Genomic DNA, 25,261 nt, shown 5'->3' with positions numbered 1-25,261 from the left:
GAGCCCACCATGCAACGCCGTACCCTTCTGACCTCTGCGGGCTACACCACGGCCTGGGGCGCCCTGGGCCTTCTGGTGCCTGGGGGCAAAGCCCAGGCCGAGGTGGCCGACCTGAACGACGCCATCAACAAGGCCGGGCGCCAGCGCATGCTGAGCCAGCGCATGGGCAAGGCCTGGCTGGCCCTGGCCCACAAGTCCGACACCCCGGCGGCACGCGCCGTGCTGGAGCAGTCCCTGGCGCTGTTCGAGCGCCAGTTGGGAGAATTGAAGGCCTTTGCGCCCTCGCCTGCCATCCGCGACACCTACGTAAAACTCGAAGGCGCCTGGGCCGACCACAAGGCCACGCTGATGGGCACCACGCCCTCGCGCGACGGCGTGGCCGCGCTGCTGCAAGCCGACGCCAAGGTGCTGGCCCTGGCCCACCAGGGCACTTCGCAATACGAAGCCGCACTGGGCAAGCCCGTGGGCCACCTGGTGAACGTGGCCGGGCGCCAGCGCATGCTGAGCCAGCGCATGGCCAAGTTCTGCCTGTCGGCCATGCTCGGCGTGGACACGGCCGCCGCCACGACCGAGATCGCCAAGGCGCGCGACGAATTCCTGAAGGCCACCGAGTTGCTGCGCAACGCCTCACAGGCTACCGTGCGCATCCGCCAGGAGCTGCTGCTGGCCGACAGCCAGTGGGTGTTCTTCGACGCGGCCCTGCAGCGGCTGGGCAACGCCAGCAACACCTTCCGCCAGGTGTCCGAAGTGTTCGTGAGCAGCGAGAACCTGCTGGCCAGCATGGACCGCGTGACGGGCATGTATGCCGCGCTCGGCACCTGAGCACCGGCTACCACGTCCGCCCCACACCACCACAAAAACATCCCCCTAGACCACCCCATGACCACGAACCACCCCACCCCCGACTGGAAGCTGATCTGCAGCGTGGAAGACATCCCCGTGCTGGGCGCACGCCGCGTGGCGCGCCCGCTGGGGCTGGATGTGGCGGTGTTCCGCAACGATGCGGGCGGCGTGTTTGCGTTGCTGGACCGCTGCCCCCACAAGGGCGGCCCGCTGTCGCAAGGCATCGTGTTTGGCACACAGGTGGCCTGCCCCCTGCACAACTGGACCATCGGCCTGTGCGACGGACAGGCATCCGCCCCCGACGAGGGCTGCACGCCGAAGTTTGCGGTGAAGGTGGAGAACGGCGCGGTGTACCTGGACAGCCATGAACTGGCCACGCTGGCCACCGACCTCGCCCGCCCCATTGCAGGGCCAGCGCGGCGCACCGCCACGGCATGAAACGCCGTGGCCGCACCACAGGCCGCCAGCACCAAAATGCTATAAATTACATAGCAATAAGCGCTTTATAGACGCGCGTAAGCACCCAAAAAAGATCACAAATCCAGGCCCCTCGCCATGCAAGAAACCAAATCCACCTGCCCCTACTGCGGCGTAGGCTGCGGCGTGATCATCGAAAGCAACGGCCCCCAGATCACCGGCGTGCGCGGCGACCCGAACCACCCCGCCAACTTTGGCCGCCTGTGCACCAAGGGCTCGACCCTGCACCTCACGGCCAGCAGCCCCATCACGCTGCAGACCCGGCTGCTGCAGCCCCAGCGCCGCGCGCACCGCGCGGATGCACCCCAGTCGCTGTCGTGGGACGCCGCCCTGGGTCTGGCCACTGACCAGTTTGCCAGCATCATCCAGCAGCACGGCCCCGACGCCGTGGGCTTTTACGTGAGCGGCCAGCTGCTCACCGAGGACTACTACGTCTTCAACAAACTCGCCAAGGGCCTGATCGGCACCAACAACATCGACACCAATTCGCGCCTGTGCATGAGCAGCGCGGTGGCGGGCTACAAGCAGACCCTGGGCGCTGACGCGCCACCCGCCTGCTACGACGATGTGAAACACGCGCAGTGCCTGTTCATTGTGGGCAGCAACGCGGCCTGGGCGCACCCCATCTTGTTTCGCCGCATTGAAGACGCACGCGCCGCCAATCCCGGCATGAAGGTCATCGTGGCCGACCCGCGCCGCACCGACACGGCCGGCATGGCTGACCTGTTTTTGCCCATCCAGCCTGGCAGCGACGTGATGCTGTTCAACGGCATGCTGCACCTGATGCTGTGGGAGGGCTGGACCAACGCCGAATACATCGCCGCGCACACCACGGGCTTTGACGAGCTCAAGGCCCTGGTGCGCGACTACACACCCGAACGCGTGGCGCAGATCTGTGGAATTTCGGTGGCCGATCTGAACACCGCCGCGAAATGGTTTGCGCAGTCCAAAGCCACGCTCAGCCTGTACTGCCAGGGCCTGAACCAGAGCAGCAGCGGCACGGCCAAGAACGCAGCGCTCATCAACCTGCACCTGGCCACCGCACAGATCGGCAAGCCCGGCGCGGGCCCGTTCAGCCTGACCGGCCAGCCCAACGCCATGGGCGGGCGCGAAGTGGGTGGCCTGGCCAATCTGCTCAGCGCCCACCGCGACCTGGCCAACCCGCAGCACCGCGCCGAAGTAGCTGCGCTCTGGGGCGTGGCCGATGTGCCATCCAAACCTGGCAAGACGGCCGTGGAGATGTTCCAGGCTGCCGCCGACGGCGAGATCAAGGCGCTGTGGATTGCCTGCACCAACCCCGCGCAAAGCATGCCCGACCAGGCCACCGTGCGCCGCGCACTGCAGCGCGCCGAGTTTGTGGTGGTGCAGGAGGCCTTTGCCACCGCCGCCACCTGCGCCTATGCCGACCTGCTGCTGCCCGCCACCACCTGGGGCGAAAAAACCGGCACCGTGACCAACAGCGAACGCCGCATCTCCCGCGTGCGCACTGCCGTGCCCACCCCCGGCGAGGCCCGCCACGACTGGGCCATTGCGGTGCAGTTTGCACACCAGCTGGAGGCCCGCCTACGCCCCGGCCAGCCCACGCTGTTCCCCTACACCACTGACGACGCCGACCAAGGCGCCGAAACTGTGTGGAATGAGCACCGCGAGAGCACCCGAGGGCGCGACCTGGACATCACCGGTCTGTCGTGGGACATGCTCGAATCTGCAGGCCCCCAACAGTGGCCATTGCCTGAGGGATCCACCACGGGCAAGGCCCGCCTGTACGAAGACGGCATCTTCCCCACCGCCGATGGCCGCGCCCGTTTTGCCGCGCACGCATGGCAACCTACAGCCGAGCAGCGCGAATCGCGTTACCCCTTCAGCCTGACCACGGGCCGCCTGCGCGACCAGTGGCACGGCATGACCCGCACCGGCACCCTGGGCCGCCTCTTCGGCCACGTGGCCGAGCCCAGCGTGCAGCTGCACCCGCAGGACATGGAGCGGCGCGGCCTGAAAAACGGCGACCTGGTCTATGTGACGAGCAAGCGCGGCACCATCGTGGTGCCCGCGCAGGCCGACACCACGGTGGGCCTGTCGCAGGCCTTCATGGCCATGCACTGGGGCAGCGAATTCTTGAGCGGCTGCTCGTCCACCGGCGAGCGGCTGGCGGGCGTGAACACGCTCACCACGTCAGCCTACTGCCCCACGTCCAAGCAACCCGAACTCAAGCACGCGGCCGTCAAGGTGCTCAAGGCCGAGCTGCCCTGGACGCTGCTGGCCATGGCCTGGTTGCCCGCCGACAGCGCCCAGGCCACTCGCGAGGCGCTGTCTGCGCTGATGGCGCAGTTCCCGTTTGCCAGCTGTGTGCCCTTCAGCAACAACACGCCGTTGAGCGAACCGGGCCGCGAGCGCGTGGGTGTGCTGCTGCGCGCCGCTGCGCACGAGGCACCGCCCGACGCCACCGTGGAGCGCATCGAATCCCTGATGGGCCTGACTGGCGCCGACACGCTGCGCTATGCCGACAAAAAACGCGGCCAACGCCGCGCCGCGCGGCTGGCTCGCCATGGGGACACCACCACGCTCGAAGGCATCGTGCTCGCGGGCGACACCAGCGCCGAAGGCTGGCTCAAGACCCTGCTGCAGGAAGAACTGCCCGCCCAAACCTACGGCCGCCTGCTGCTGGTGCCTAGCGCCAAGGCGCCCGTGGCCGTGCAGTCGCGCGGCAAGTCGGTGTGCACCTGCTTCAACGTGACGGACGCGGCCATCACCGCCGAACTGGCGCACTGCCACGGCACCGACGATGACCGGCTGGCGCAGCTGCAAGGCAAGCTGCGTTGCGGCACCAACTGCGGATCGTGCCTGCCAGAGCTGAAACGCATGGTGCGGGCCACGGGGCCGCTGGCGACCAAGCCCATGGCGCAGGCCGTCATATAACCAAAAGTTGTCTTGCTTGCAGGAAAATAGCCCTCATACCTACAAACCCCACAAGGACTTGTGCAACAGGGCTGCAGTTAGGCGCTTTCGGCGCAGACAGTACGCCTGTACGGCAAGCCGAAACAACGACGCTGAAGCCCTGTTTCACAAGTCCCGCCACCAAGAACCATGGGCATCAGTCAGTACATCAAAGAGATTGGGCGCGGCGCGCGCGGCGCCAAGCCGCTGTCGCGCGAGCAGGCCACCGACCTGTTCGGCCAGGTGCTGGACGGGCAGGTGAGCGACCTGGAGATCGGCGCCTTCTGCCTGGCCATGCGCATCAAGGGCGAGACGTCCGAGGAGATGTGCGGTTTTCTGGACGCCACGCACAGCCGCCTGGCACCGCTGCCTGCCACCGACCGCCCGCTCATCGTGCTGCCCAGCTACAACGGCGCGCGCAAGTTGCCGGTGCTGACCCCGTTGCTGGCGCTGCTGCTGGCGCGCGAAGGCCTGCCCGTGCTGCTGCATGGCATGCGCACCGAGGCGCGGCGGGTTCTGGCTTCGGATGTGCTTCTGGCGCTGGATGTGCCTGCGCTTAAAGCTCCTGAAAAGATAGCAAACGGCACCGTGCGCCATATCCACACCCAGCACCTGCACGCGGGCCTGGCGCGCCTGCTGGCCGTGCGCGAGGTGGTGGGCCTGCGCAACCCGGGGCACAGCGTGGTCAAGCTGATGAGCCCCTGCGCGGGCGCCTCGGTGGTTGTCACGGCCTACACACACCCCGAGTATTTTGAAATGCTGCAAACCACCTTCCGCACGCTGGGCATGAGCGCCCTGCTCTCGCGCGGGCTGGAGGGCGAGGTGGCCACCGACCCGCGCCGCACACCCCGCTACGACGGTTTTGTGCGCGGCGTGCACCAAGTGCTGGATGCACAGCAACCCGGCACCGCCAGCGAGGTGCCCGGCCTGCCCGCCGAGATCGACGTGGCCACCACGGCCACCTACACGCGCCGCGTTCTGGCGGGCGAGTTGCCGATCCCCCCCGCCATCGAGCGACAGGTGGAACATATCTTGCAGCTGGCTGATCAAACTGCTTCGGAGACATCCCCATGAGCCGCCCCACGCCTTCCACCACACCGCCCACGGCCCAACCGCACCTGGGCACCGGCGGCAGCTGCACGCTGGTGGGCGCAGGCCCGGGTGACCCGGAGCTGCTGACGATCAAGGCTCTCAAAGCCATCCAGGCCGCCACGGTGCTGCTGGTGGATGATCTGGTGAGCGATGCCATCGTGGCCCATGCATCGCCCACGGCGCGCATCGTCTACGTGGGCAAGCGTGGCGGCTGCAAGAGCACGCCCCAGGCCTTTATCGAAAAGCTGATGCTGATGGCCGTGAACGAAGGCGAAAACGTGGTCCGGCTCAAGGGCGGCGACCCCTTCATCTTCGGCCGGGGTGGCGAAGAGGTGGAGCACCTGCGTGCCGCTGGCGTGCAGGTCACCGTCATCAACGGCATCACCGCAGGGCTCGCGGGCCTGACCTCGCTGGGCGCGCCGCTCACGCACCGAGAACATGCCCACGGCGTGGTGTTTGTCACCGGCCACGCCAAGCCCGGCGACGCGGGCACCGACTGGCGCCAGCTGGCCGCCACGGCGCGAGACGCCAAGCTCACGCTGGTGATCTACATGGGCGTGAGTGGGGCCGCCACCATCGAGCAGGAACTGCTCACCGGTCTGCCTGCAGACACACCGGTTGCCATCATCCAGCACGCCAGCCTGCCGCACCAGCGGCACGCCGTCACCACCCTGGGCACGTTACACGCCACCATCACGCGCGAGGGGCTGGCCAGCCCTTCGGTGATCGTGGTGGGCGATGTGGTGCGGGGCGTTGCATTGGCTGTGCAAGACGCCAGCGCATTGCCGTTGCAGGCCCTGCGCGCGGGCTGAGCAGGCACCGCCATCCTCATCTTTCCATCGGCCCGCCTGCGTTCTGCGCAGGGCGGTGCCGGGTCGCGCGCCATCGCGATGCAGCGCGCGCCGATGCACACCCAGGCACATCGCGCATGCATGTTTGCACAGACATCACGCCCCCACACAGAGCCACATTGACAGCACCGCATTGGGTCATCCCAACCGCACATCTTGGCCCGGGTATTGCTTGAAAGAACGTATCTGAATGCAACCCGCACAAGGAACACCATGGCAGCCTTTCCCCTCTCCGCACGCACCTCCAGCATGCCTACGCTGTCGTCTTCCACACAGGCTCCCTCGCGCGACGCGGGCATGTCACTCGTCAACATCGCGGCACGTCAGCGCATGCTGTCGCAGCGCATGGTGTTGCAAACCGTTCTGGCCGCACGCGGCAGTGACCTGCACCTGAAAGCGGCCCGCAGCTCGCTCACCCTGTTCACCGACAGCCAGGCGCGGCTGTTGGACACGCCGCACCACCTTGATGCCACCAGCGCAGAGATCATCCGCAAGGCCTACCATGGCCCCCAGGGCGTGGGTGCCACCATCGATGCGTTTGCACAGCAGGTGGGCACGGCCCTGGACCTGGCCGAGCGCCAAAGCCCGCGCGTGGAAGATGCACTGGCCCGCCTCGTGGAAACCACCGACGGCGTGCTCGACGCCCTCAACACCGCCACCACGGCGTTTGACCAGGTGAGCAAGGCCCAGTCCGAAACCTTGATGAAAGAGCTGGCGGGCATCGTGGCCTCGATCCAGACCGTGGCCCGCGAGGCCAAGGTGGTCAGCTTCAACGCCCAGGTGATGGCCGCCCGCGCAGGCCAGCACGGCCGCGAGTTTGCCGTGGTGGCGAATGTGCTATCCGGCATCACCAACGAGATCGATGGCCTGTCACTGCAGGCGGTGTCGCTGGCTGGGCGCAGCCGCGCAGGGGCTTGATGCCCCGATCACCAGGCCACGCGATCCCACGCGGTGGCCCGTCGCTCACATGCGCTTACAAGCAGGAGGCAAACCACTGCAGTTTCGCTGCAGGCGCCACCTATCATTCCTGAAAACATCGGTGTCCACGAGATGCCCCCTTGGCCCCACACCGCGTGCGTGGCCCATTCAGGAAGAGAGGATTTCATGAAGCTCACCCACCTATGCCAGAGCTTGGCCCTTGCCGGCTGCCTGCTCCTTGGCAGCAACGCGGCCTGGAGCTACGGCATCCAGGCGGGCAAAGTGGTCAACGATGCGGGCCAAGCCATTCAGCTGCGCGGCGTGAACTGGTTTGGGTTTGAAACCAACACGCATGTGGTGCATGGCCTCTGGGCCCGCAACTGGAAGGACATGATCACGCAGATGCAGGCCCAGGGCTTCAACGCCGTGCGCCTGCCGTTTTGCCCCGCCACCCTGCACGGATCGGCCCCACCAAGCAGCATCGACTACGGCCGCAACACCGATCTGCAAGGCCTCTCGGCCATCCAGGTCATGGACAAGGTGGTGGGCGAGCTGAGCGCGCGCGGCATGTATGTGCTGCTGGACCACCACACTCCGGATTGCCAGACCATCAGCGAGCTTTGGTACACCCCCAGCTACAGCGAGCAGCAATGGATCAGCGACCTGCGCTTTGTGGCCCAGCGTTATGCGGGCGTGCCTGGCGTCATCGGCATCGACATCAAAAATGAACCCCATGGCGCGGCCACCTGGGGCACGGGCAACAACGCCACCGACTGGAACCGCGCCGCGGAGCGTGCGGCCGCAGCGGTTCTGCAACTCGCGCCGCAATGGCTGATCGCCGTCGAAGGCATTGGCGAGAACCCCAGCTGCTCCAGCAGCAGCGCGCATTTCTGGGGCGGCAACCTGGAGCCCCTGGCATGCACCCCCCTGAACATTCCAGCCAACCGCCTGCTGCTGGCACCACACACCTACGGGCCGGACGTGTATGTGCAATCGTACTTCAACGCCTCCGACTTCCCCAGCAACATGCCCGCCATCTGGGAGCAGCATTTCGGCCAGTTTGTGCAGGCTGGCTATGCGGTGATGCTGGGCGAGTTCGGCGGCAAGTACGGCCGGGGTGATGCGCGCGACGTGCAATGGCAGAACGCGCTGGTGGACTACATGGTCACCAAGGGCATGCGCAGCGGTTTCTACTGGTCGTGGAACCCCAACAGCGGCGACACCGGCGGCATCCTGGACGATGACTGGACCACCGTGCGCACAGACAAGGTCCAACTGCTGCAGCGCCTCTGGGGCGATGGCACCACAACACCTGCCCCCACGCCAACGCCCACCCCGACTCCCACTCCAACCCCCACGCCGGTTGCCAATTTCTCGGTGGTGCAGACGGTGAACAGCGACTGGGGCTCGGGCTACTGCCAGCAGGTCCAGGTCATCAACATGGGCAATGCCACCGGCAACTGGGCCATCAGCGTCCCGGTGAGCGGCACCATCAACAACCTGTGGAACGCCACCTGGTCCCAGGTGGGTGGCAACCTCAGCGCGTCGGGCGTGAGCTGGAATCAGACGCTTGCTCCCGGGGCCTCAGCAGAATTCGGCTTCTGCGCCGCCCGCTGACCAACCATCACCCCATGAACAAGGGCCCCTGTCATGCAGGGGCCCTTTTTTATCTCACTGCTATTTTCTCTACCCACCGGCCGTCTCGCGCACCTGCCGGAACCGCTCCGCCAGCTCCTTGCGCAAGGATTTGCGCAGCAGGGCCGCATCCCAGCGGCGGCGTTCGTCGGGGGTGGAGGGCGACAGCGGCGGCACCTGCACGGGCTTGCGCGACTCGTCCACAGCCACCATGGTGAAGAAGCAGCTGTTCACATGCCGCACCACCTGCGAACGGATTTCTTCGGCCACCACCTTGATGCCCACTTCCATCGACGAACTGCCCGTGTAGTTCACGCTGGCCAGAAAGGTCACCAGCTCGCCCACATGGATGGGCTGCAGGAACATCACCTGGTCCACGCTCAGCGTCACGGTGTAGCAGCCCGAATAGCGGCTGGCGCACGAGTAGGCCACCTGGTCCAGCAGCTTGAGGATGGCGCCACCGTGCACGTTGCCCGAAAAGTTGGCCATGTCGGGCGACATGAGCACGGTCATGCTCAGTTGGTGTGAAGGGATGTTCATGCAGCGATTTTAGGAAGCCGCGCGCGCTGCGTCGCGCGCAAATGGAGTCATAGGCATTGCAGGTGGCGGCTTCGCTACACTCGCGCAGCACCTGCTGACCGGTGCAAGGAGGAACCGATGATCGAACTAGAAAAACTCAACGAATTCACCGAAAGCCACGGCGCGCTGCGCACCGGCAAGGGGCTGGTATCGGGCGTGATTGCGCTCACACTGGCCATCCTGTGCTTTCTGGGCGTGCTGGCTTTCCACTTTCCCGAGTACCTCACCACGCCGCAGCTGCGCAAGAGCTACGACGTGGCGGTGATCCGCAACATCATGCTGGTGGCCATGGCCATTGCGGGCGGCATCTCGCTGGTCAACATCCTGTTCAACCGCGCCCGCTGGCTGGCCACGTTTGCGTTTGCCATGGTGGCCCTCACGGCCTTCCTGGGCGGCCACAAGGTGGAGGTGGACCCGAACTTCCCCGACAACACGCCCTACATCGGCCTCGACTGGTTCATCCTCGACCTGCTGGGCAGCTCGCTGATCTTCATCTTCATCGAGAAGCTGTTCGCGCTGCGCAAGGACCAGCCCATCTTCCGCGCGGAGTGGCAGACCGACTTTCACCACTTCATCGTCAACCACATGGTGGTGGGCTTTGTGCTGCTGGCCACCAACCTCATCGTGCACAAGTTCTTTGGCTGGGCGGCCAGCGACGGTATTCGCGGCTGGGTGCAGGGCCTGAACTTCTGGGTGGCGCTCTTCCTCATCGTGCTGGTGGCCGACCTGGTGCAGTACTGGACCCACCGCGCTTACCACGAGGTGCCCGTGCTATGGCGCCTGCATGCCGTGCACCACAGCGTCAAAAGCATGGACTGGATGGCCGGATCGCGCCAGCACATCCTGGAACTGCTCATCACCCGCACCCTGGTGCTGGCCCCCATCTACGTGCTGGGCTTTTCCAAGGAAGTGATCGACGCCTACATCGTCATCGTGGGCTTTCAGGCCGTGTTCAACCACGCCAATGTGAGCGTGCGCCTCGGGCCGCTGCGCTACGTGCTGGTCACGCCCAACTTCCACCACTGGCACCACAGCCAGGACCAGGAGGCGCTGGACAAGAACTACGCCGCGCACTTCGCATTTCTGGACTACCTGTTTGGTACCGCCGTCAAAAGCACCAAACTCTGGCCCGAACACTATGGCGTGCTGGGTGACTACGTGCCCAACGGCTTCGTGAAGCAGTTCAAGTTTCCGTTCACCTGGAAAGGCTGAGGACGGAGGCCGACAGCCTCTGCCCACACCCGGCCGACGGCCTACAAGGCGCTGAGCTCCTCTTCCAGCTGCCTCAGCTGCTCACGCAACTCATTGCTGCGGGCATCACACGCCGCTTTGTCCTTGGCGGCGGCCGCTGCAAGGTCCTTCGGAAACTGATTGCCCGACGGCAGAGTGCTGCGCCGCAAAGGGCCTGCCTGGGTCGTGGCTTCCGCAGGCTGTGCCGTGCATTCTTGCTGGTTGCGCGCAAGGGCGGCGCGCGCCTGCGGGATGCCCTGGGTCTGTAGGTACTGCTTGCGCTGCCACGATGCGCCGAACGCCCCCTCCTTACCCGCAGAAGGTGCAGGCCGGACCGGGGTCGCCCCCTGGATGGCAGGCCGCACGTCGATCTTCTCGCCCTCGCCCACACAAGGCGCGTCCTGAAACGAGACCTTGCCATTGGCATCCGTGCATTTGTTGACAGCCCAGACCGGGGCCAAAAAGCCCAGCGCCAGGATGCAGGCAGCGTAGCGGATCGGATTCATGACTCAGTCCTCGTCGGTTGGATGGCACATGCTACCGCGCAGCCTGACACAGACCGGCGCGTATAGCCACGCAGGGGAGACAAGAGCTTGTCCCTCACATGACGCGCCCGGGTACAAACCCGGTGGGCGCGCAGCCTGCAGCCCTCCTACGATGCGTGGCCCCACTTCGCGGCCATGGCCACCCGCACCAGGAGACTCTGCGCGATGACAACCCCCACTGTTTTTCCCACCGGCCAACACCCGCCCCAGGCGCACCGCCGCAGCCTGGTGTTCGCATTGGCAGGGGGTATGGCCTTGGCCAGCCTGCCCGCCCGGGCGCAGCCCGCTGCGGGTAAAGGAGACATCCTGATCGGCCGCTCCACGGCCTTGTCGGGTGGCATGGCGCCCTTTCTGTCTCCCATCCACGAGGGGCAGGACGCCGCCATTGAAGATGCCAACGCCAAGGGAGGCATCGGCGGCCGCAAGATCCGGCTGGTGACGCTGGACGATGGCTTCGACCCGCGCCGCGCACTCGACAACGCCAAACAGCTGAGCGAAAAAGACGGCGTGCTGGCCCTGTTCGGTGTGTCGGGCACATCGCAGGTCATGACGCTGCTGCCTTACCTGGCGCAGGCCAAGCTGCCACTGATCTCCGTGTACACAGGCAGCCCCGCCATCCGTGCGCAGCAGCACCCCTATCTGTTCACGACCCGCGCCAGCTATGCCGACGAGCTGGTGAAGATCGTGCGCAACCTCGTGGCGGTGCAGACCTCGCGCATCGCCGTGGCCTATGAGAACAACGACTTCGGCAAGCTGCTGCTGCCCCTGGTCGAAAAAACCATCGCGGCCGAGGGCGCGGCCCTGGCCGGGTCGCACGCACTGGCATCGTCGGGCGACGACGCCAACGATGCAGCCAAGGCACTGGCAGCGCAGAAGCCCCAGGCCGTGCTGCTGGTGGCGGCAGGCCCGTCGGTGGTGGCCTATGTGCGGGCCAACCGCGCACACCTGGGCGTGCCCATCTACACCCTGTCGCTGGGCGCAGGCACCGCCGTGCTCCAGGCACTGGGCGACGATGCACGCGGCCTGGCCGTGGCACGCACGGGCCCCTCGCCCAGCAAGCCCACGATTGCGCTCACGCGCGACTTCCAGGCATCGATGAAACGCCACGACAAGCCTGTGGACTACGACCGCTACACCGGCTACATGGACGCACGCGTGCTCATCGAAGGCCTGCGCGCCGCTGGCCCCAGCGTCACACGCGCCAGCCTGGTCCAGGCCATGGAAGGCCTGGGTAATCTGGATCTGGGCGGCTTTGGCTACCAGTTCAGCGCGCAGAACCACCATGGCTCCAACTATGTGGACATCGCCGTGGTGGGGTCTGGCGGGGTGTACCGGCAGTAAGAACCTTCTCCCCGGCATGCGCTCAGCCCTGTGTGGCTGCCTTGACCCGTGCCCGGCCATGTGCCAGCCCGTTGTGCCATTGCGACAAAACGGCAGGTATCGTGCTGCAGAACAATTAGTTGTCAACAATTATTCTCATTCGCGTTTACAATTTTTACAACTATTCCCAGCCAGCCGTGCGTCCCGTAGGAAAAGCGCTGCAAGCCAGCCAGTCACCGCTTTTCCCTCTGGAGCCCGTTCATGTCCGCACCCCGCAGGCGCTTTGTCTGTGCCGTTCACCCCCTGGCCATCGCTGCCACACTTGCCGCCAATCTGGCGGGTGCCGCCTGGGCCCAGCAGCCCGCAGTCACAGACACCTCTTCGGCCACCACCACCGACCAGGTCGTGGCGCCCAAGGCACTCGATAGCGTCACCGTGTCGGGCGCGCGCGAAAGTGCTTCCACCCGGCTGCAGCTCACGCCGCGTGAAACCCCGCAGTCCGTCAGCACAGTCACCCGCGCGCAGATCGAGCGCCAGTCGCTCACCAGCATCGACAGCGTACTGCGCAACGTGAACGGCATCGCCGTGAGCTTCTACGACACGCAGCGCCCGCTGTACTACGCGCGCGGCTTCCAGATCACCGACTTCCAGACCGACGGCCTGCCCAGCTATAGCAGCAGCACCAACCAGGAGTTCGACACCGCGCTGTACGAGCGCATCGACATCGTGCGCGGCGCCAACGGCATCCAGACCGGTGTGGGCGTGCCTTCGGCCACCATCAACATGATCCGCAAGCGCCCGCAGCGCGAGTTCGCCGCCTCCGTGGCGCTCACGGCGGGTTCGTGGAGCCTTTACCGGGGCGAGTTGGACATCAACGCACCGCTCAACAGCGACGGCAGCGTGCGCAGCCGCCTGGTCGTGGCCCCGCAGAAGAAAGAGAGCTTCCGCGACCGCTACTCCGAGGACAAGACCGCCCTGCTGGCAGCGGTGGAAGCCGACATCGGCACTGCCACCGTGGTGTCGGCGGGCTACCAACGCCAGTCCAACGACCCCAAGGCGCCGATCTGGGGCACCATCCCCCGTTTTGCCACCACGGGCGCGCCCATCGACCTGCCGATCTCCACAAGCTTCTCGCCATCGTGGACGCGCTGGGAGCGCACCTCCGGCACGCTCTACGCCACGCTGGATCACCAGATCAACGACGACTGGAGCCTGAAGGCCGCGCTGAACCACACCGAGGGCGACACCTTCCGCCTGAGCACCTACGGCTATGGCGCCACCACCGCCAAGGCGCCCTTCATCAACCCGGTGACGGGCGCAGGCACCACGCTGTATGCCGCTGTCAACGGCGGCAGCGAAAAGCAGGACACGGTGGATGCCTACCTGTCGGGCAAGTTCGAGCTGGGCGGCCGCAAGCACGACCTGGTGGTGGGCATGAGCTCCACGCGCACCGCCACGCGCACCGATGGCTACACCTCCGTGGCGGGCTGGAGCTATGTGATCCCCAACATCTACACCTGGGACGGCAACGCGCCTGCGCCCACGTACTCCAGGACTGGCGCCTGGCGCACGCAGATCACGCAGCAGACGGGCCTGTTCGCCTCGGCACGCTGGCGCGTGGCCGACCCGCTGTCGGTGCTCACCGGCCTGCGGCTGACCGACTGGCACCGCCACTCCGACACCTATGGCACCACGGGCTCCTATGCGGGCCGCTCGGCCATTCAGGACGAGAACCGCAAGGTCACGCCCTTCATCGGCGCCGTGTACGACATCACGCCCACCCTGTCGGCCTATGCCAGCTACGCGCGCATCTTCAACCCGCAGAACTACAAGGACCGCAACAACAATCCGCTGTCGCCCGTCATCGGCAGCAACGCCGAGGCCGGCCTCAAAGCCGAGCTGTTCGAGCGCCGCATCCAGGCGCACTTTGCGGTGTTCCAGACGAAGCAGGACAACTTCGGCGTGCGCGACAGCGCCATCACCACCCCGCTGCCCGACGGCACCCTGCCCTACGTGGCCGTGAACGGCACGAAGTCCACCGGCTTCGAGCTGGAGTTCGCAGGCATGGCCACCCGGCAGTGGCGCGTGAGTGCAGGCCTCACCCGCGCCAAGGTCACGCGTGCCCCCACCGACCTGATCTACGCCAACATGCCGGACTACCTGCTGCAACTGGGCACGGACTACCAGCTTTCGGGGGCCCTGGCGCCGCTGTCGGTGGGCGGCAACCTGACCTGGCAAAGCGCCATCGAAGGCTTCAACATCCCGCACCCCAGCGGCACGGTAACGGTGAAGCAATCGCCCAAGGCCATCCTCAACCTGCGCGCGTCCTGGCAGTTCAACCCCAAGCTCAGCGCCACGGTGGCCGTGAACAACGTGACCAACCAGAAGTACTGGGCCAACCTGGACTACGGAAACTACGCCGACCCGCGCAACCTGAGCGTGACGTTGCGCGCGGCGTTCTGATCGCCATACGACACACAAGAGGGAGAGAGGGGCGACTGGGGCCTGCCCCGCACCGGCATCCACATGCTTACTGCTGAGCAGGCCCCGGGGCAGCCAGGGGACAATCACGCCTTTGTCCCTTTTGATACCTCCCCGTGTCCCTTCCATTTTTTGACGCCATCATCATCGGCGCCGGCGCAGCCGGCCTGTTCTGCGCGGGCCAGGCGGGCCAGCGGGGGCTGAAGGTCTTGCTCATCGACCATGCCGACAAAGTGGCGGAGAAGATCCGCATCTCGGGCGGCGGGCGCTGCAACTTCACCAACCGCGACCTGGACCCGACCGCGCCGCACAAGCATTTTGTGGGGCAGAACCCGCAGTTCTGCCGCTCGGCGCTGTCGCGCTACACGCCGCAGGATTTCATTGCGCTGGTGGACAAGCACGGCATTCCCCACCACGAAAAACACAAGGGCCAGCTGTTTGCCGACCGCTCGGCCGAGGACATCATTGCCATGCTGCTGGCTGAGTGCGCAGCGGGCGGGGTGACCCATTGGCAGCCTTGCGCTGTCAAAAACATAGCTTTTTTGGCCGCTACCGCGCATCCATCAAGCGTTGATAGCTATCAAATTGATACCGACCGGGGCCCGGTGCAAGCGCGGTCGCTGGTGATTGCCACGGGCGGGCTGTCGATCCCCAAGATCGGCGCCACGGACTTCGGCTACCGGCTGGCGCAGCAGTTCCAGATCCCGCTGGTGGAGCGCCGCCCGGGCCTAGTGCCGCTGACCTTTGACGGTGCGGGTTGGGCACCCTATGCCCAGTTGGCAGGGCTGGCGCTGCCGGTCCAGATCAGCACCGGCGCCAAGAAGAATCGCATGGCGTTTGACGAAGACCTGCTGTTCACCCACCGGGGCCTGTCGGGCCCGGCCGTGCTGCAGATTTCGAGCTACTGGCAGGAGGGCACGCCGCTGGCCATCAACCTTGCGCCCACGGTGGATCTTCCCGCTGCGCTGGCGAAGGGCAAGTCGCGTTCGCGCAAGCTGATTGCCAACGAGCTGGCCACCCTGGTGCCCAGCCGCCTGGCCGACGCCTGGGCCAGCCGCGAAGCCGACTGGCAGCGCCCCATCAACGAAGCCAGTGACAAGGCCCTGGCGCGCCTGGCCGAGCAGCTGGCGCGCTGGGAGCTGACGCCCACAGGCACCGAGGGCTACAAGAAGGCCGAGGTCACGCTGGGCGGCGTGGACACCAAGGCGCTGTCGCAGCAGACCATGGAGTGCAAGGCGCAACCCGGTCTGTTTTTCATTGGCGAGGTGGTGGACGTGACAGGATGGCTGGGCGGCTACAACTTCCAGTGGGCCTGGGCCAGCGCGCATGCGTGTGCGCAAGCGCTGCCGCTGGCCGGTGGTGCATGACGCATCACTGAAGCGAAAGACACCGCCAGGACAACGCGCCTACACTCCGGCCAGCCCACCGGGCTTTCACCCCGGGCGTCTTTTCATCAGGGGACCGGCATGGATGCGATGGAGCGCGCAGAAAAATTGCAGGCCGCCGCCACGGCCGTCGGTGCCCTCGTAGCGTTGGTGCCTGCGGCGAGCATCGGCGGCAACATCTTTGTCGCCATCCTCGCAGCGCTGGGTGTCGGATCGTTGGCCGGGGGCGCAGTCATGCTGCGCTGGCTGCTAACCGACGAAGGCGACGCCTACCTGCGGGCCGACTCGCGCACCTCGGGTCGCTCCACGTCACGCCCCGCCGTGTGGCTGGGCAATCTGGCGCCGGGCGTGATCCTGACCGGACTGGCGGTTTTGCTCCACCTGCGCCTGAGCTGACCCCAGCAAGCCCCGCAGCGCGGCGCGGCGTCACCCCATCAGCGGTGCGGGTTGTGTGCTGGTGGCATCCAACGTACGCAACGAGGCCCCCTGCAGCAAACGATGCTGCAGCGCCCAGGCCTCCAGGTGGTCCAGCGGCAAGGGGCGGCTGAAGTAATAGCCCTGCAGCTCCTCGCAGTCCAGCGCGCCCAGCACCTGGGCCGTGGCCAGGTCTTCCACGCCTTCGGCCACGATCTTGAGCCCCAGCGTGTGGCCCAGCGCGATGATGGCGCGGGTGATGGCCATGTCGGCGGGGTTGGTCAGCATGTCGCGCACAAAGGACTTGTCCACCTTGAGGCGATCGATATCAAAGCGCTTGAGGTAGGCCAGGCTCGAATAGCCCGTGCCGAAGTCGTCGATGGAAAGCTGCACGCCCAGTGCCTTGAGGGCCGCCAGTTGCTGCGCGGCGGCATGGGCGTTGTCCATGAGCTGCGATTCGGTGATTTCCAGCTCCAGCCGGTGGGCGGGCATGCCGGTGCGGGCGAGCAGCGCCTCGATGTCGGACACCAGCGCAGGGTCGGACAGCTGGGCGGCCGAGAGATTGACGGAGATCGACACATCTGCCAGCGGGTGCGCGCCCTGGCCCTGGGGCAGTGCCTGCCAGCGCACCCACTGCTCGCAGGCCTGCTGCAGCACCCAGCCGCCAATCGCGCGGATCATGCCGCTTTCTTCGGCGATGGGGATGAACTCGCTGGGCGGGATGGCGCCCAGCACCGGGCTGTTCCACCGCAGCAGCGCCTCCACCCCCAGCAGGCGCGCGCCCTTGGCGGACAGGCGCGGCTGGTAGTGCAGGCTCAGCTCGTTGCGCTCCAGCGCGCGGCGCAGCTGCTGCTCCATGGTCTGGCGTGCCACGGCACGCAGGTCAGTTTCCATCGAGTAGAACAGCGCCATGTCGCGGCCGGTGGTCTTGGCCTCGTACATGGCGGCGTCGGCGCGGCGCATGAGTTCGTCAATGTCGCTGCCGTCCTCGGGGTAGACCGCAATGCCCACGCTGCACGACACGTTCAGCTCATGCCCTTCCACCGGATGGCTCTGGCGGATGAGCGGGATCAGCCGCCGCTCCACCAGCTGCTGCACGTCCTCGCGCCCGGCCACGTCGCGCATCACCACCACAAACTCGTCGCCGCCCAGGCGGCTCACCGTGTCACGGCTGCGCACGGCCTGCGTGAGGCGCGCGGCCACCGAGCGCAGCAGGCCGTCGCCAATGTGGTGGCCCAGCGTGTCGTTGATGGACTTGAAGCGGTCCAGGTCGATGAACAGCACGGCCACCTTCTCGCCGGTGATGGGTGCCTGGGCCAGTGCCATCTGCAGGCGCTGCACACACAGCGAGCGGTTGGGCAGTTCGGTGAGCACGTCGTGGTGCGCGAGGAACTGGATGCGTTCCTCGTTGTGCTTGCGGTCGGTGATGTCGATGGCAATGCCGATGTGGTTGGCCACGGCGCCCCCCTTGCCCTCGCGCACGGCCGACACCATGAGCCAGGCCGGGTAGGTCTCGCCCGAGCGGCGGCGAAACCGCACCTCGCCCTGCCACGACTCCTTGTCGGCCATGGTGCGGCGGATCTGCGCCGACAGCGGCTCGCCCCCGGCTTCTTCCAGCAGCGAGCCCAGGCCTTCGCCGATGAGTTCGTAGAAGTCGTAGTGCGTGCTGCGGCAGAACGCCTTGTTCACGCTGATGATCTGCTGATCGGCGTTCATGATGATGATGCCCTCGGACGAAGCCTCGAACACCTTGGCCCACAGCTCCAGGCGCTGCTCCATCACCTTGAGCACGTTGATGGGCGTGAACGCGGTGAGCACCGAGTCGCGCCCCTGGAACTGCAGGCGCCGCGCCGACAACACGGCCCACGAAGGCTCGGGGCTGCCCTTCCAGCGCACTTCAAATTCATCAACCGAGCCCTGGTCCGCCAGGCGCTGAAAGAACCGCGCGCGCACGCCAGGCTCCAGCCCCACGGCCCAGGGGTCGGTCTTGCGACCACCCAGCCAATGGGCGGCGGGCGCGTTGGAGTGCAGCACCTCGTGCTCGGGGATGGACGTGACCACCATGGGGATGGGGAAGGCCTCCACCAGCTCGCGCTGCGCCTCGGCCGCGCGGGCGCTGGCGGCAAGCTCCTGCTGCAGCACGCGGTCGCGGTCGAGCTGCGACAGCATCTCGTTGAACGCGGTGAACAGGCGGCCGATTTCGTCGCGGCTGTTCCACTGCGCGCGCAGGGTGTGGTCGCCGCTCTTGCGCACCTCGTCAGCCACCCGCGCCAGCTGCTGCAGGGGCTTGGCGATCTGGCGTGCCACCAGCGTGACGAGCGAGAGGATGCAACCCAGCAGCACCAGGGCCGTGCCCAGGTGCAGCCACATGCGCGCAAACAGGCTGTCCACCCGCTGGTTCAACAGACGCTCCAGGTCCACGATGCCCACCGACCAGGCATCGCGCAGCGCGCCCAGCACCTGGGCCTGCTGCGCGCCCACCTGGGCCAGCGTCAGGCGCGATTCGCCAGCGGCAATGCCCTGCAGCAGGGCCTGCAGGCTCGCCAGCGACGCCTTGAGCGCCTCGCGCTGCGGGCCCAAGGCCGCGCGCATCTCGGGGGACCCTGCAATGAAGGCCTGGTTGTAGTCCGACTCAATGCCCTGCGCCACCGCGTCCAGCCGCCCCACCAGCGTGAGCAGCTCCGAGTTCCACTGCGGCCCCCGCGCCGAGGGCGCCGCACTCAGAAAACTCACCGTGTCGTGCACCGCCTGCAGCAGCTCCGGAAAGCGCAGCACCACCAGCGACATCACGTAGTAGCTGTCCAGGTCCGGGTCCAGGATCAGGTTGGACTGGTTGCCCACGGTGGTGAGCAGCTCGCGCCCCTCGCGCAACAGCTGGCTGCGCTGCAGGGTGAGCGACGGGGTATTGCCCCCGGCAGATGCCCCCGGGGCGGGCGATGCCGTGCCGGGCAACTGCTCCAGCGCGGTGCTGAAGCGCTGGCCTGCATCGCCTGTGTGCAACTGCTCGTCATGGGCCTCGCGCACCACGGCCAGCCGGGCCAGCACCTCAGCCACCGGCGGTGGCTGCTGGGACGCATCCAGAAACTGCCCCAACAAGCCGTCGCGCACCACCGCCGCATAGGTGGTGCCCACGATCTCCTTGCGCGTGAAGTCGATGGCCAGATACTTCTCATGGATCAGGATGCTGGAGACGTAGATCACCGCCGTCAGGTCCAGCAGATAGATGAGCATGAGCTTGCGGCCCACACTGAGGCGGCCCAGCCAACCCGATACGCGGCGCATGAATGCCATGGTGTTGTGGCGGGGCCGCCCGGGCGGATGGCCAGGGCTCCCCACCGATGAGTAGGAGTGTTACAACATGAAGCAAATTTCGCGCCATTGCGGACCTGGCAGCAGCTCCGGACGCCATCCTGGCGCGCTGCCCCACAGAAAGGCGGACAGCCCTTGAGCCACCGGCGCGGATAGAGGCTATAATCTCCGGCTTTGCTGGCAATGCCCCGTCGGCCAAATACTAGTTACAGACGGGGAAACCGCTTTGTACGGACTTGAGGCCCGATCTCCCCAAGCCCCTCTGCAGGCACATTTGGAAAACATTAGCTAATGACTACGATCCGCGTAAAAGAAAACGAACCCTTTGACGTTGCCCTGCGCCGCTTCAAGCGCACCATTGAAAAGCTCGGCCTGCTGACCGACCTGCGCGCCCGTGAGTTCTACGAAAAGCCCACCGCCGAGCGCAAGCGCAAGAAGGCTGCTGCCGTGAAGCGTCACTACAAGCGCGTTCGCAGCATGCAACTGCCCAAGAAGCTGTACTAAGTACCGCTTTGGCCCCGTTCTGATACGGAGTGCCGACAAACCCGCGCTAGGGACGCCAAGCGCGGGTTTTTGTTTTTGGGGTTTGCCAAAAGGCTTTCTGGCGTCGTTGCAACGCCTTGCCGTAGCAGCACTACTGTCTGCGGCGTTGACGCCTAGCCAGAAAGCCTTTTGGCAAACCCCTGTTCTTGTCTAAAACCAACCAAGGAAGCCGCCATGAGCCTCAAGGACCAGATCACCGAAGACATGAAAACCGCCATGCGCGCCAAGGACAGCGAGCGCCTGGGCACCATCCGCCTGCTACAGGCCGCGATGAAGCAAAAGGAAGTGGACGAACGCATCGTGCTGGACGACGCCGCCGTGGTGGCCATCGTGGACAAGCTCATCAAGCAGCGCAAGGATTCCATCACCGCGTTTGAAGGCGCGGGCCGCCAGGATCTGGCCGACAAGGAAAAGGCCGAGATGGCCGTGCTGCAGGCCTACCTGCCCGAGCGCATGTCGGCCGAAGAAACGCTGGCTGCCGTGAAGGCCATCGTGGCCGAAATCGGCGCCTCGGGCCCCGGCGACATGGGCAAGGTGATGGGCGTGGTCAAGACCCGCCTGGCGGGCAAGGCCGACATGGGCCAGGTGTCGGCCGCCGTGAAGGCTGCGCTGGCGGGCTGATCGCCCCCTCACCACCACCCCATCAGTATCTTTTTGATAGCTGCTACCGCTTGCCAGACGGGCGGTAGCGGCTATTTTTTCTTCAAACGAGAGTGCTTGCGCCCGCGTCCGCACCCCGCGCCATCCACCCGGCGCGGAAATGCGCCTGCAGAAACTCCACGCACACCCGCACCTTGGCTGACCGCTCCAGCCGCGTGGGGTACACGGCCCACACATTGGCTTCTTGCTGCCACTGCGGCAGCACCTGCACCAGCCGCCCCGTCTGCAGGTGCGCGCCTACATCCCACTGCGAGCGCAGCACAATGCCGCGCCCATCCACCGCCCACTGCACGGCCATCTCGCCGTTGTTGGCCGACAGCGGGCCGCGCACCTTGACCGATTCTTCCTGCGCGCCGCTGCGCAGGCGCCACACGCCAAACGGGTGGTCGCGCTCCTTGATCACCAGGCAGTCGTGCGCGGCCAGGTCGGCCACGCTGCGCGGCGCGCCCTTGCGCTGCAGGTAGGCGGGCGCCGCGCACAACACGCGGTGGTTGTCCGCCAGGCGGCGCGCGATGAGGTGCGGGGCAATCTCGTCGCCCACGCGCACGTCCAGGTCAAACCCTTCACCTGCCACGTCCACCAGCCGGTCGAACACTTCCAGGCGCACCTGCAGCCCCGGGTGCTGCTCCACCAGCCGCGACAGCGCGGGCGCCACGATCTGGCGGCCAAAACCAAAGCTGCTGCTCACCCGCAGCAGGCCGCGTGGCTCGCTGCGCGTCACGGCCACCTCCTGCATCAGCTGCTCCATGTCGTCCAGGATGCGCTGCGCCCAGTGGAACACCCGCTCGCCCTCCTCCGTCACTGCCACGCGGCGGGTGGTGCGGTGCAGTAGCTTGACCTGCAGATCCTGCTCCAGCAGGCGGATGCGCTTGCTCACGTAGGCGGGTGAAGTGCCCAGCTCGGTGGCGGCACCGCCAAAGCTGGCCTTGCGCACCACGGCCGTGAACACGCGCAGATCTTCTGCAGCAGGATTTTTATGCACGATATGTAAATGATGAAGCCACAGTCGGCGGATTGTAGTTTTCAACAGCACTGGGAACAATGCACGCCAAACCGTTGGCTGCGCCTTGCAGCAGCGCTCCTCCACACCCCGCAAGGACTGCTTGATGACCTCTTCCGCCCCCGCCAAAACCTACCGCATCGCCCTCATTGCCGGAGACGGCATTGGCAAGGAGGTGATGCCCGAAGGCCTGCGTGTGGTGCAGGCCGCTGCAGCGCGCTTTGGCATTGCGCTCGAAACCACCGCCATCGACTGGGCCAGCTGCGACTACTACGCCGCGCACGGAAAAATGATGCCCGACGACTGGAAGGCACAGCTGTCGGCCATGGACGCCATCTTCTTCGGCGCCGTCGGCTGGCCTGCCACCGTGCCGGACCACGTGTCCCTGTGGGGGTCCCTCCTCAAGTTCCGCCGCGAGTTCGACCAGTACATCAACCTGCGCCCGGTGCGCCTGTTCGAAGGTGTGCCCTGCCCGCTCGCGGGCCGCCAACCCGGCGACATTGACTACTACGTGGTGCGCGAGAACACCGAGGGCGAGTACACGTCCCTGGGTGGCCTCATGTACGAAGGCACCGACCGCGAAATCTGCATCCAGGAATCCGTCTACTCCCGCCACGGTGCCAACCGCCTGCTCAAATTCGCGTTCGACTTGGCCCAGAGCCGCGCCAGAAAACACGTCACCCTGGCCACCAAAAGCAACGGCATCGCCATCAGCATGCCCTGGTGGGACCAGCGTGCCGACGACGTCGCCCAAGGCTACCCCGAGGTCACGCTGGACAAGCAGCACATCGACATCCTCACCGCCCGCTTTGTACTGCAGCCCGGCCGCTTTGACGTGGTGGCCGCCACCAACCTGTTTGGCGACATCCTGAGCGACCTGGGCCCCGCCACCACCGGCACGATTGGCCTCGCGCCCTCGGCCAACCTCAACCCCGAGCGCACCTTCCCCAGCCTGTTCGAGCCTGTGCACGGCTCGGCGCCGGACATCTACGGCAAGAACATCGCGAACCCGATTGCCATGATCTGGTCCGGCGCGCTGATGCTGGACTTCCTCACCCAGGGTCAGGGCGCAGGACGCGCGGCGCACGATGCCATCGTCAACGCCATCGAAGAAGTTATCAAGAGCGGCCCGCGCACACCGGACCTGGGCGGCACGGCCAGCACCACGCGGGTGGGTGAGGCGATTGCGGCGCGGGTGGCTGGGCACTGAGCCACAGCCCTCACCCAAACGCTCCTATTTCAATAGCTTAAAAGGCATACCCACCGCGCGGAAACAGCCCTTTTTGCTTGAAACAGCGGCTATGTGGCAATGTCCTCGTGCAGACAGAGGTAGTTGCCCTCGGTGTCCTTGAACCACGCGGCCTTCTCGGCACCCAGCACACACACGTGATTGACGGTCTTGAGGCCCGGGAAGTCGTAGTCCTCGAAGACCACCTTCGCGCGTTTCAGCGCGTCGATGGTGGCCGCTATGTCGGCCACCTGGAAACTGATGGCCGTGTGGTCGGCCTTGGTGCCTTCCGGCTTGGGGAACAGCGCCAGTGTGCTCCCCCCCACGGCATAGACAAACTTGCCATCGGGCCGGAACCCTCCGGGTTTCAGGCCCAGGCAGCCCTCGTAGAAAGCACGGGCGCGGTCCATGTCCATCACGGGCAGCATGGTGGTTACGGAAGCATCGGACAACATACCAAGTCCTTTCGCTCAATCCGGCCCCGGGCCTTGCAGCCCCTGGTGTGCACCAGGCCCCGGTCCGGGCCGCCTGACCGGTTGGTGCAGTCTAGGCCGATCTCCGCCGCCTGAACAGTACAGGCATTGCAGGCAGTGGGGAGGCCCGCTCCCATCACCCCCCATGGGGCGGCACCCTGAAGTTATCGCTGATGTGTTTTTCCGCCCGCGCCAGGGCCGCGCCCAGCGCCTGCAGCCACCGCCCACCCAGGCGCCGCACCCGCCGGGGCCAGCGGCCCCCACGGGCCAAGTGCTGTGGCACAACCCCCGGCGGCTGGCAGGCCTGGGATTGGCGGGTGGTGCTTTCGGGGTCCAGACGGGTGGGATGCAACATGGCCCGCATGCTCAGGCTTGGCTTACCATCTGTAAAGTTGAATTCAATGAAGCCTTAATTCATAAAAACTGATGCGTAACTTCAACCTGGACCACCTGCAGACGCTGATTGCCATCGCCGACCTCGGCAACTTTGCGGCGGCCGCGCAGGCGCTGCACCTGGCGCCGCCTACCGTCAGCCTGCACATCAAGGAGCTGGAATCGCGCCTGCAGGCCGACCTGGTGGTGCGGGGCCGACGGCAGGCCGAGCTGACCCCGGCCGGCGAAGTGTTGGTGCAAGAGGGGCGCCAGCTGCTGCTTGCCTGCGACGACCTGATGGAGCGCGTGCGCCGCCGCGCCTCGGGGCGCGAGGGCATCGTGCGTGTGGGGGTGTCGGCAGGCGTGAGCACGCGCCTGCTGCCGCGCATGCTGGAGGCGCTGGCGGTGCGCTGCCCCGGTGTGGAGATCCGGCTGGAGGCCGTCGGATCGGCCGAGTCCATGCAGCGGCTCAAGGCAGGCACGCTGGACATTGGCATCATCGCCAGCCCCCAGCCGCCTTTGGCCGAGGTACGCCAGACCCCTTGGCGCAACGACCCCATGGTGGCGTTGCTGCCTGCGGCCTGGGACGCGCCCGCGTTCGCAACCCCCGACTGGCTGGCCACTCGCCGCTGGGCGTCGTTTGCGCCCGCCACGCAAATGCACGGGCTGATTGCCAACTGGTTTGGCCAGGCGGGCCACCACCCACGCCCCTTTCTGGCGCTGAGCTACCCCGGCGCGCTCAAGAGCCTGGCCGTGGCCAGCCAGTGCGCCGCGCTGCTGCCGATGGAGGAGGTGGAGGACCTGCAGGGCACGCCTGGCGTGCAGATCCGCCCTCTGCAGCCCCTCCTCATGCGCCCCATGGCTGTGGCGCACCGCCACCAGCCACCGCCCTCACCTGCGGTGGAGGGCGTGCTGCAACTGCTGGCCGAGTTTGCGGACTGTGGGGAGTAACAGCTGGGCTTGCCGCCTGCC

Annotated in this window: 21 protein-coding genes; 16 read left to right on the top strand and 5 right to left on the bottom strand. The window is 66.3% G+C overall.

Features of this window, described 5'->3' with window-relative positions; translation table 11 throughout:
* The first annotated feature begins 9 nt into the window (after positions 1-9).
* The 7 genes from AC07Z7_RS07925 (at position 10) to AC07Z7_RS07895 (ending at position 8,732) form a co-directional block, all read left to right on the top strand.
* A complete protein-coding gene (locus AC07Z7_RS07925) occupies positions 10-822 on the top strand; it encodes a type IV pili methyl-accepting chemotaxis transducer N-terminal domain-containing protein (protein ID WP_494765926.1) in 813 nt (270 codons plus the stop codon).
* 57 nt (positions 823-879) lie between these two features.
* The gene (nirD, locus tag AC07Z7_RS07920) at positions 880-1,281 is read left to right on the top strand and encodes a nitrite reductase small subunit NirD (protein WP_494765925.1); all 402 of its coding nucleotides are present in this window, start codon (positions 880-882) and stop codon (positions 1,279-1,281) included.
* A 117-nt stretch (positions 1,282-1,398) separates the two neighbouring features.
* Positions 1,399-4,236, top strand: coding sequence for a nitrate reductase (locus AC07Z7_RS07915; RefSeq protein ID WP_494765924.1), 2,838 nt, complete (start codon positions 1,399-1,401; stop codon positions 4,234-4,236).
* 168 nt (positions 4,237-4,404) lie between these two features.
* Positions 4,405-5,328 (top strand): DNA-binding protein YbiB, encoded by a 924-nt coding sequence (ybiB, locus tag AC07Z7_RS07910; protein WP_094287005.1) that lies wholly within the window; start codon positions 4,405-4,407, stop codon positions 5,326-5,328.
* Entirely contained in the window at positions 5,325-6,158 is an 834-nt protein-coding gene (gene cobA / locus AC07Z7_RS07905) for a uroporphyrinogen-III C-methyltransferase (protein ID WP_494765923.1), read from the top strand. The genes ybiB and cobA overlap by 4 nt, the downstream gene beginning before the upstream one ends.
* Before the next feature lie 252 nt (positions 6,159-6,410).
* Positions 6,411-7,115, top strand: coding sequence for a methyl-accepting chemotaxis protein (locus AC07Z7_RS07900; protein WP_494765922.1), 705 nt, complete (start codon positions 6,411-6,413; stop codon positions 7,113-7,115).
* Positions 7,116-7,301: 186 nt separating this feature from the next.
* On the top strand, positions 7,302-8,732 hold the full coding sequence (locus tag AC07Z7_RS07895) for a cellulase family glycosylhydrolase (protein WP_494765921.1): 1,431 nt from the start codon (positions 7,302-7,304) through the stop codon (positions 8,730-8,732).
* A 69-nt stretch (positions 8,733-8,801) separates the two neighbouring features.
* On the opposite strand, the gene AC07Z7_RS07890 is transcribed toward AC07Z7_RS07895, so the two are convergent.
* Complete coding sequence (locus AC07Z7_RS07890; RefSeq protein ID WP_094286998.1) at positions 8,802-9,290, bottom strand: acyl-CoA thioesterase; 489 nt, start codon at positions 9,288-9,290, stop codon at positions 8,802-8,804.
* A 117-nt stretch (positions 9,291-9,407) separates the two neighbouring features.
* Here AC07Z7_RS07890 and AC07Z7_RS07885 point away from each other — a divergent pair, with 117 nt between their 5' ends.
* Positions 9,408-10,541 (top strand): sterol desaturase family protein, encoded by a 1,134-nt coding sequence (locus AC07Z7_RS07885; protein ID WP_494765920.1) that lies wholly within the window; start codon positions 9,408-9,410, stop codon positions 10,539-10,541.
* A 41-nt stretch (positions 10,542-10,582) separates the two neighbouring features.
* Here AC07Z7_RS07885 and AC07Z7_RS07880 read toward each other — a convergent pair whose 3' ends face one another.
* Positions 10,583-11,065 carry a DUF4124 domain-containing protein gene (locus AC07Z7_RS07880; protein ID WP_494765919.1) on the bottom strand — a complete coding sequence of 161 codons (483 nt, stop codon included), beginning with the start codon at positions 11,063-11,065 and terminating at the stop codon, positions 10,583-10,585.
* Positions 11,066-11,269: 204 nt separating this feature from the next.
* Between AC07Z7_RS07880 and AC07Z7_RS07875 the strand changes: the two genes are divergently transcribed.
* The 4 genes from AC07Z7_RS07875 to AC07Z7_RS07860 all read left to right on the top strand — a co-directional run bounded on the left by AC07Z7_RS07875 (position 11,270) and on the right by AC07Z7_RS07860 (position 16,686).
* The gene (locus AC07Z7_RS07875; RefSeq protein WP_494765918.1) at positions 11,270-12,445 is read left to right on the top strand and encodes an ABC transporter substrate-binding protein; all 1,176 of its coding nucleotides are present in this window, start codon (positions 11,270-11,272) and stop codon (positions 12,443-12,445) included.
* A 240-nt stretch (positions 12,446-12,685) separates the two neighbouring features.
* Positions 12,686-14,887: a TonB-dependent siderophore receptor gene (locus AC07Z7_RS07870; RefSeq protein WP_494765917.1), complete on the top strand. Its 2,202-nt coding sequence runs from the start codon at positions 12,686-12,688 to the stop codon at positions 14,885-14,887.
* 134 nt (positions 14,888-15,021) lie between these two features.
* The gene (locus AC07Z7_RS07865; RefSeq protein WP_494765916.1) at positions 15,022-16,272 is read left to right on the top strand and encodes a BaiN/RdsA family NAD(P)/FAD-dependent oxidoreductase; all 1,251 of its coding nucleotides are present in this window, start codon (positions 15,022-15,024) and stop codon (positions 16,270-16,272) included.
* A 99-nt stretch (positions 16,273-16,371) separates the two neighbouring features.
* The gene (locus tag AC07Z7_RS07860; protein ID WP_494765915.1) at positions 16,372-16,686 is read left to right on the top strand and encodes a hypothetical protein; all 315 of its coding nucleotides are present in this window, start codon (positions 16,372-16,374) and stop codon (positions 16,684-16,686) included.
* Between the two features lie 30 nt (positions 16,687-16,716).
* Here AC07Z7_RS07860 and AC07Z7_RS07855 read toward each other — a convergent pair whose 3' ends face one another.
* Positions 16,717-19,995 carry an EAL domain-containing protein gene (locus AC07Z7_RS07855; RefSeq protein WP_494765914.1) on the bottom strand — a complete coding sequence of 1,093 codons (3,279 nt, stop codon included), beginning with the start codon at positions 19,993-19,995 and terminating at the stop codon, positions 16,717-16,719.
* Between the two features lie 309 nt (positions 19,996-20,304).
* Here AC07Z7_RS07855 and rpsU point away from each other — a divergent pair, with 309 nt between their 5' ends.
* Entirely contained in the window at positions 20,305-20,517 is a 213-nt protein-coding gene (rpsU, locus tag AC07Z7_RS07850) for a 30S ribosomal protein S21 (protein ID WP_007833691.1), read from the top strand.
* Positions 20,518-20,730: 213 nt separating this feature from the next.
* Complete coding sequence (locus tag AC07Z7_RS07845) at positions 20,731-21,177, top strand: GatB/YqeY domain-containing protein (protein ID WP_055400197.1); 447 nt, start codon at positions 20,731-20,733, stop codon at positions 21,175-21,177.
* An 82-nt stretch (positions 21,178-21,259) separates the two neighbouring features.
* Here the strand turns inward: AC07Z7_RS07845 and AC07Z7_RS07840 are convergent, their stop codons facing one another.
* Entirely contained in the window at positions 21,260-22,198 is a 939-nt protein-coding gene (locus AC07Z7_RS07840) for a LysR substrate-binding domain-containing protein (protein WP_494765913.1), read from the bottom strand.
* 124 nt (positions 22,199-22,322) lie between these two features.
* On the opposite strand from AC07Z7_RS07840, the gene AC07Z7_RS07835 reads away from it, so the two are divergent.
* On the top strand, positions 22,323-23,426 hold the full coding sequence (locus tag AC07Z7_RS07835; RefSeq protein WP_494765912.1) for a tartrate dehydrogenase: 1,104 nt from the start codon (positions 22,323-22,325) through the stop codon (positions 23,424-23,426).
* 89 nt (positions 23,427-23,515) lie between these two features.
* Here AC07Z7_RS07835 and AC07Z7_RS07830 read toward each other — a convergent pair whose 3' ends face one another.
* The gene (locus tag AC07Z7_RS07830) at positions 23,516-23,899 is read right to left on the bottom strand and encodes a VOC family protein (RefSeq protein ID WP_121419388.1); all 384 of its coding nucleotides are present in this window, start codon (positions 23,897-23,899) and stop codon (positions 23,516-23,518) included.
* Positions 23,900-24,343: 444 nt separating this feature from the next.
* On the opposite strand from AC07Z7_RS07830, the gene AC07Z7_RS07825 reads away from it, so the two are divergent.
* Positions 24,344-25,240 (top strand): LysR family transcriptional regulator, encoded by an 897-nt coding sequence (locus AC07Z7_RS07825; protein ID WP_494765911.1) that lies wholly within the window; start codon positions 24,344-24,346, stop codon positions 25,238-25,240.
* Positions 25,241-25,261: the final 21 nt, after the last annotated feature.

This window comes from Acidovorax sp. GW101-11A03 (assembly GCF_059424825.1).
Note: the sequence above shows the minus strand (reverse complement) of the source record. Positions and strands in the feature narration are given on the sequence as shown.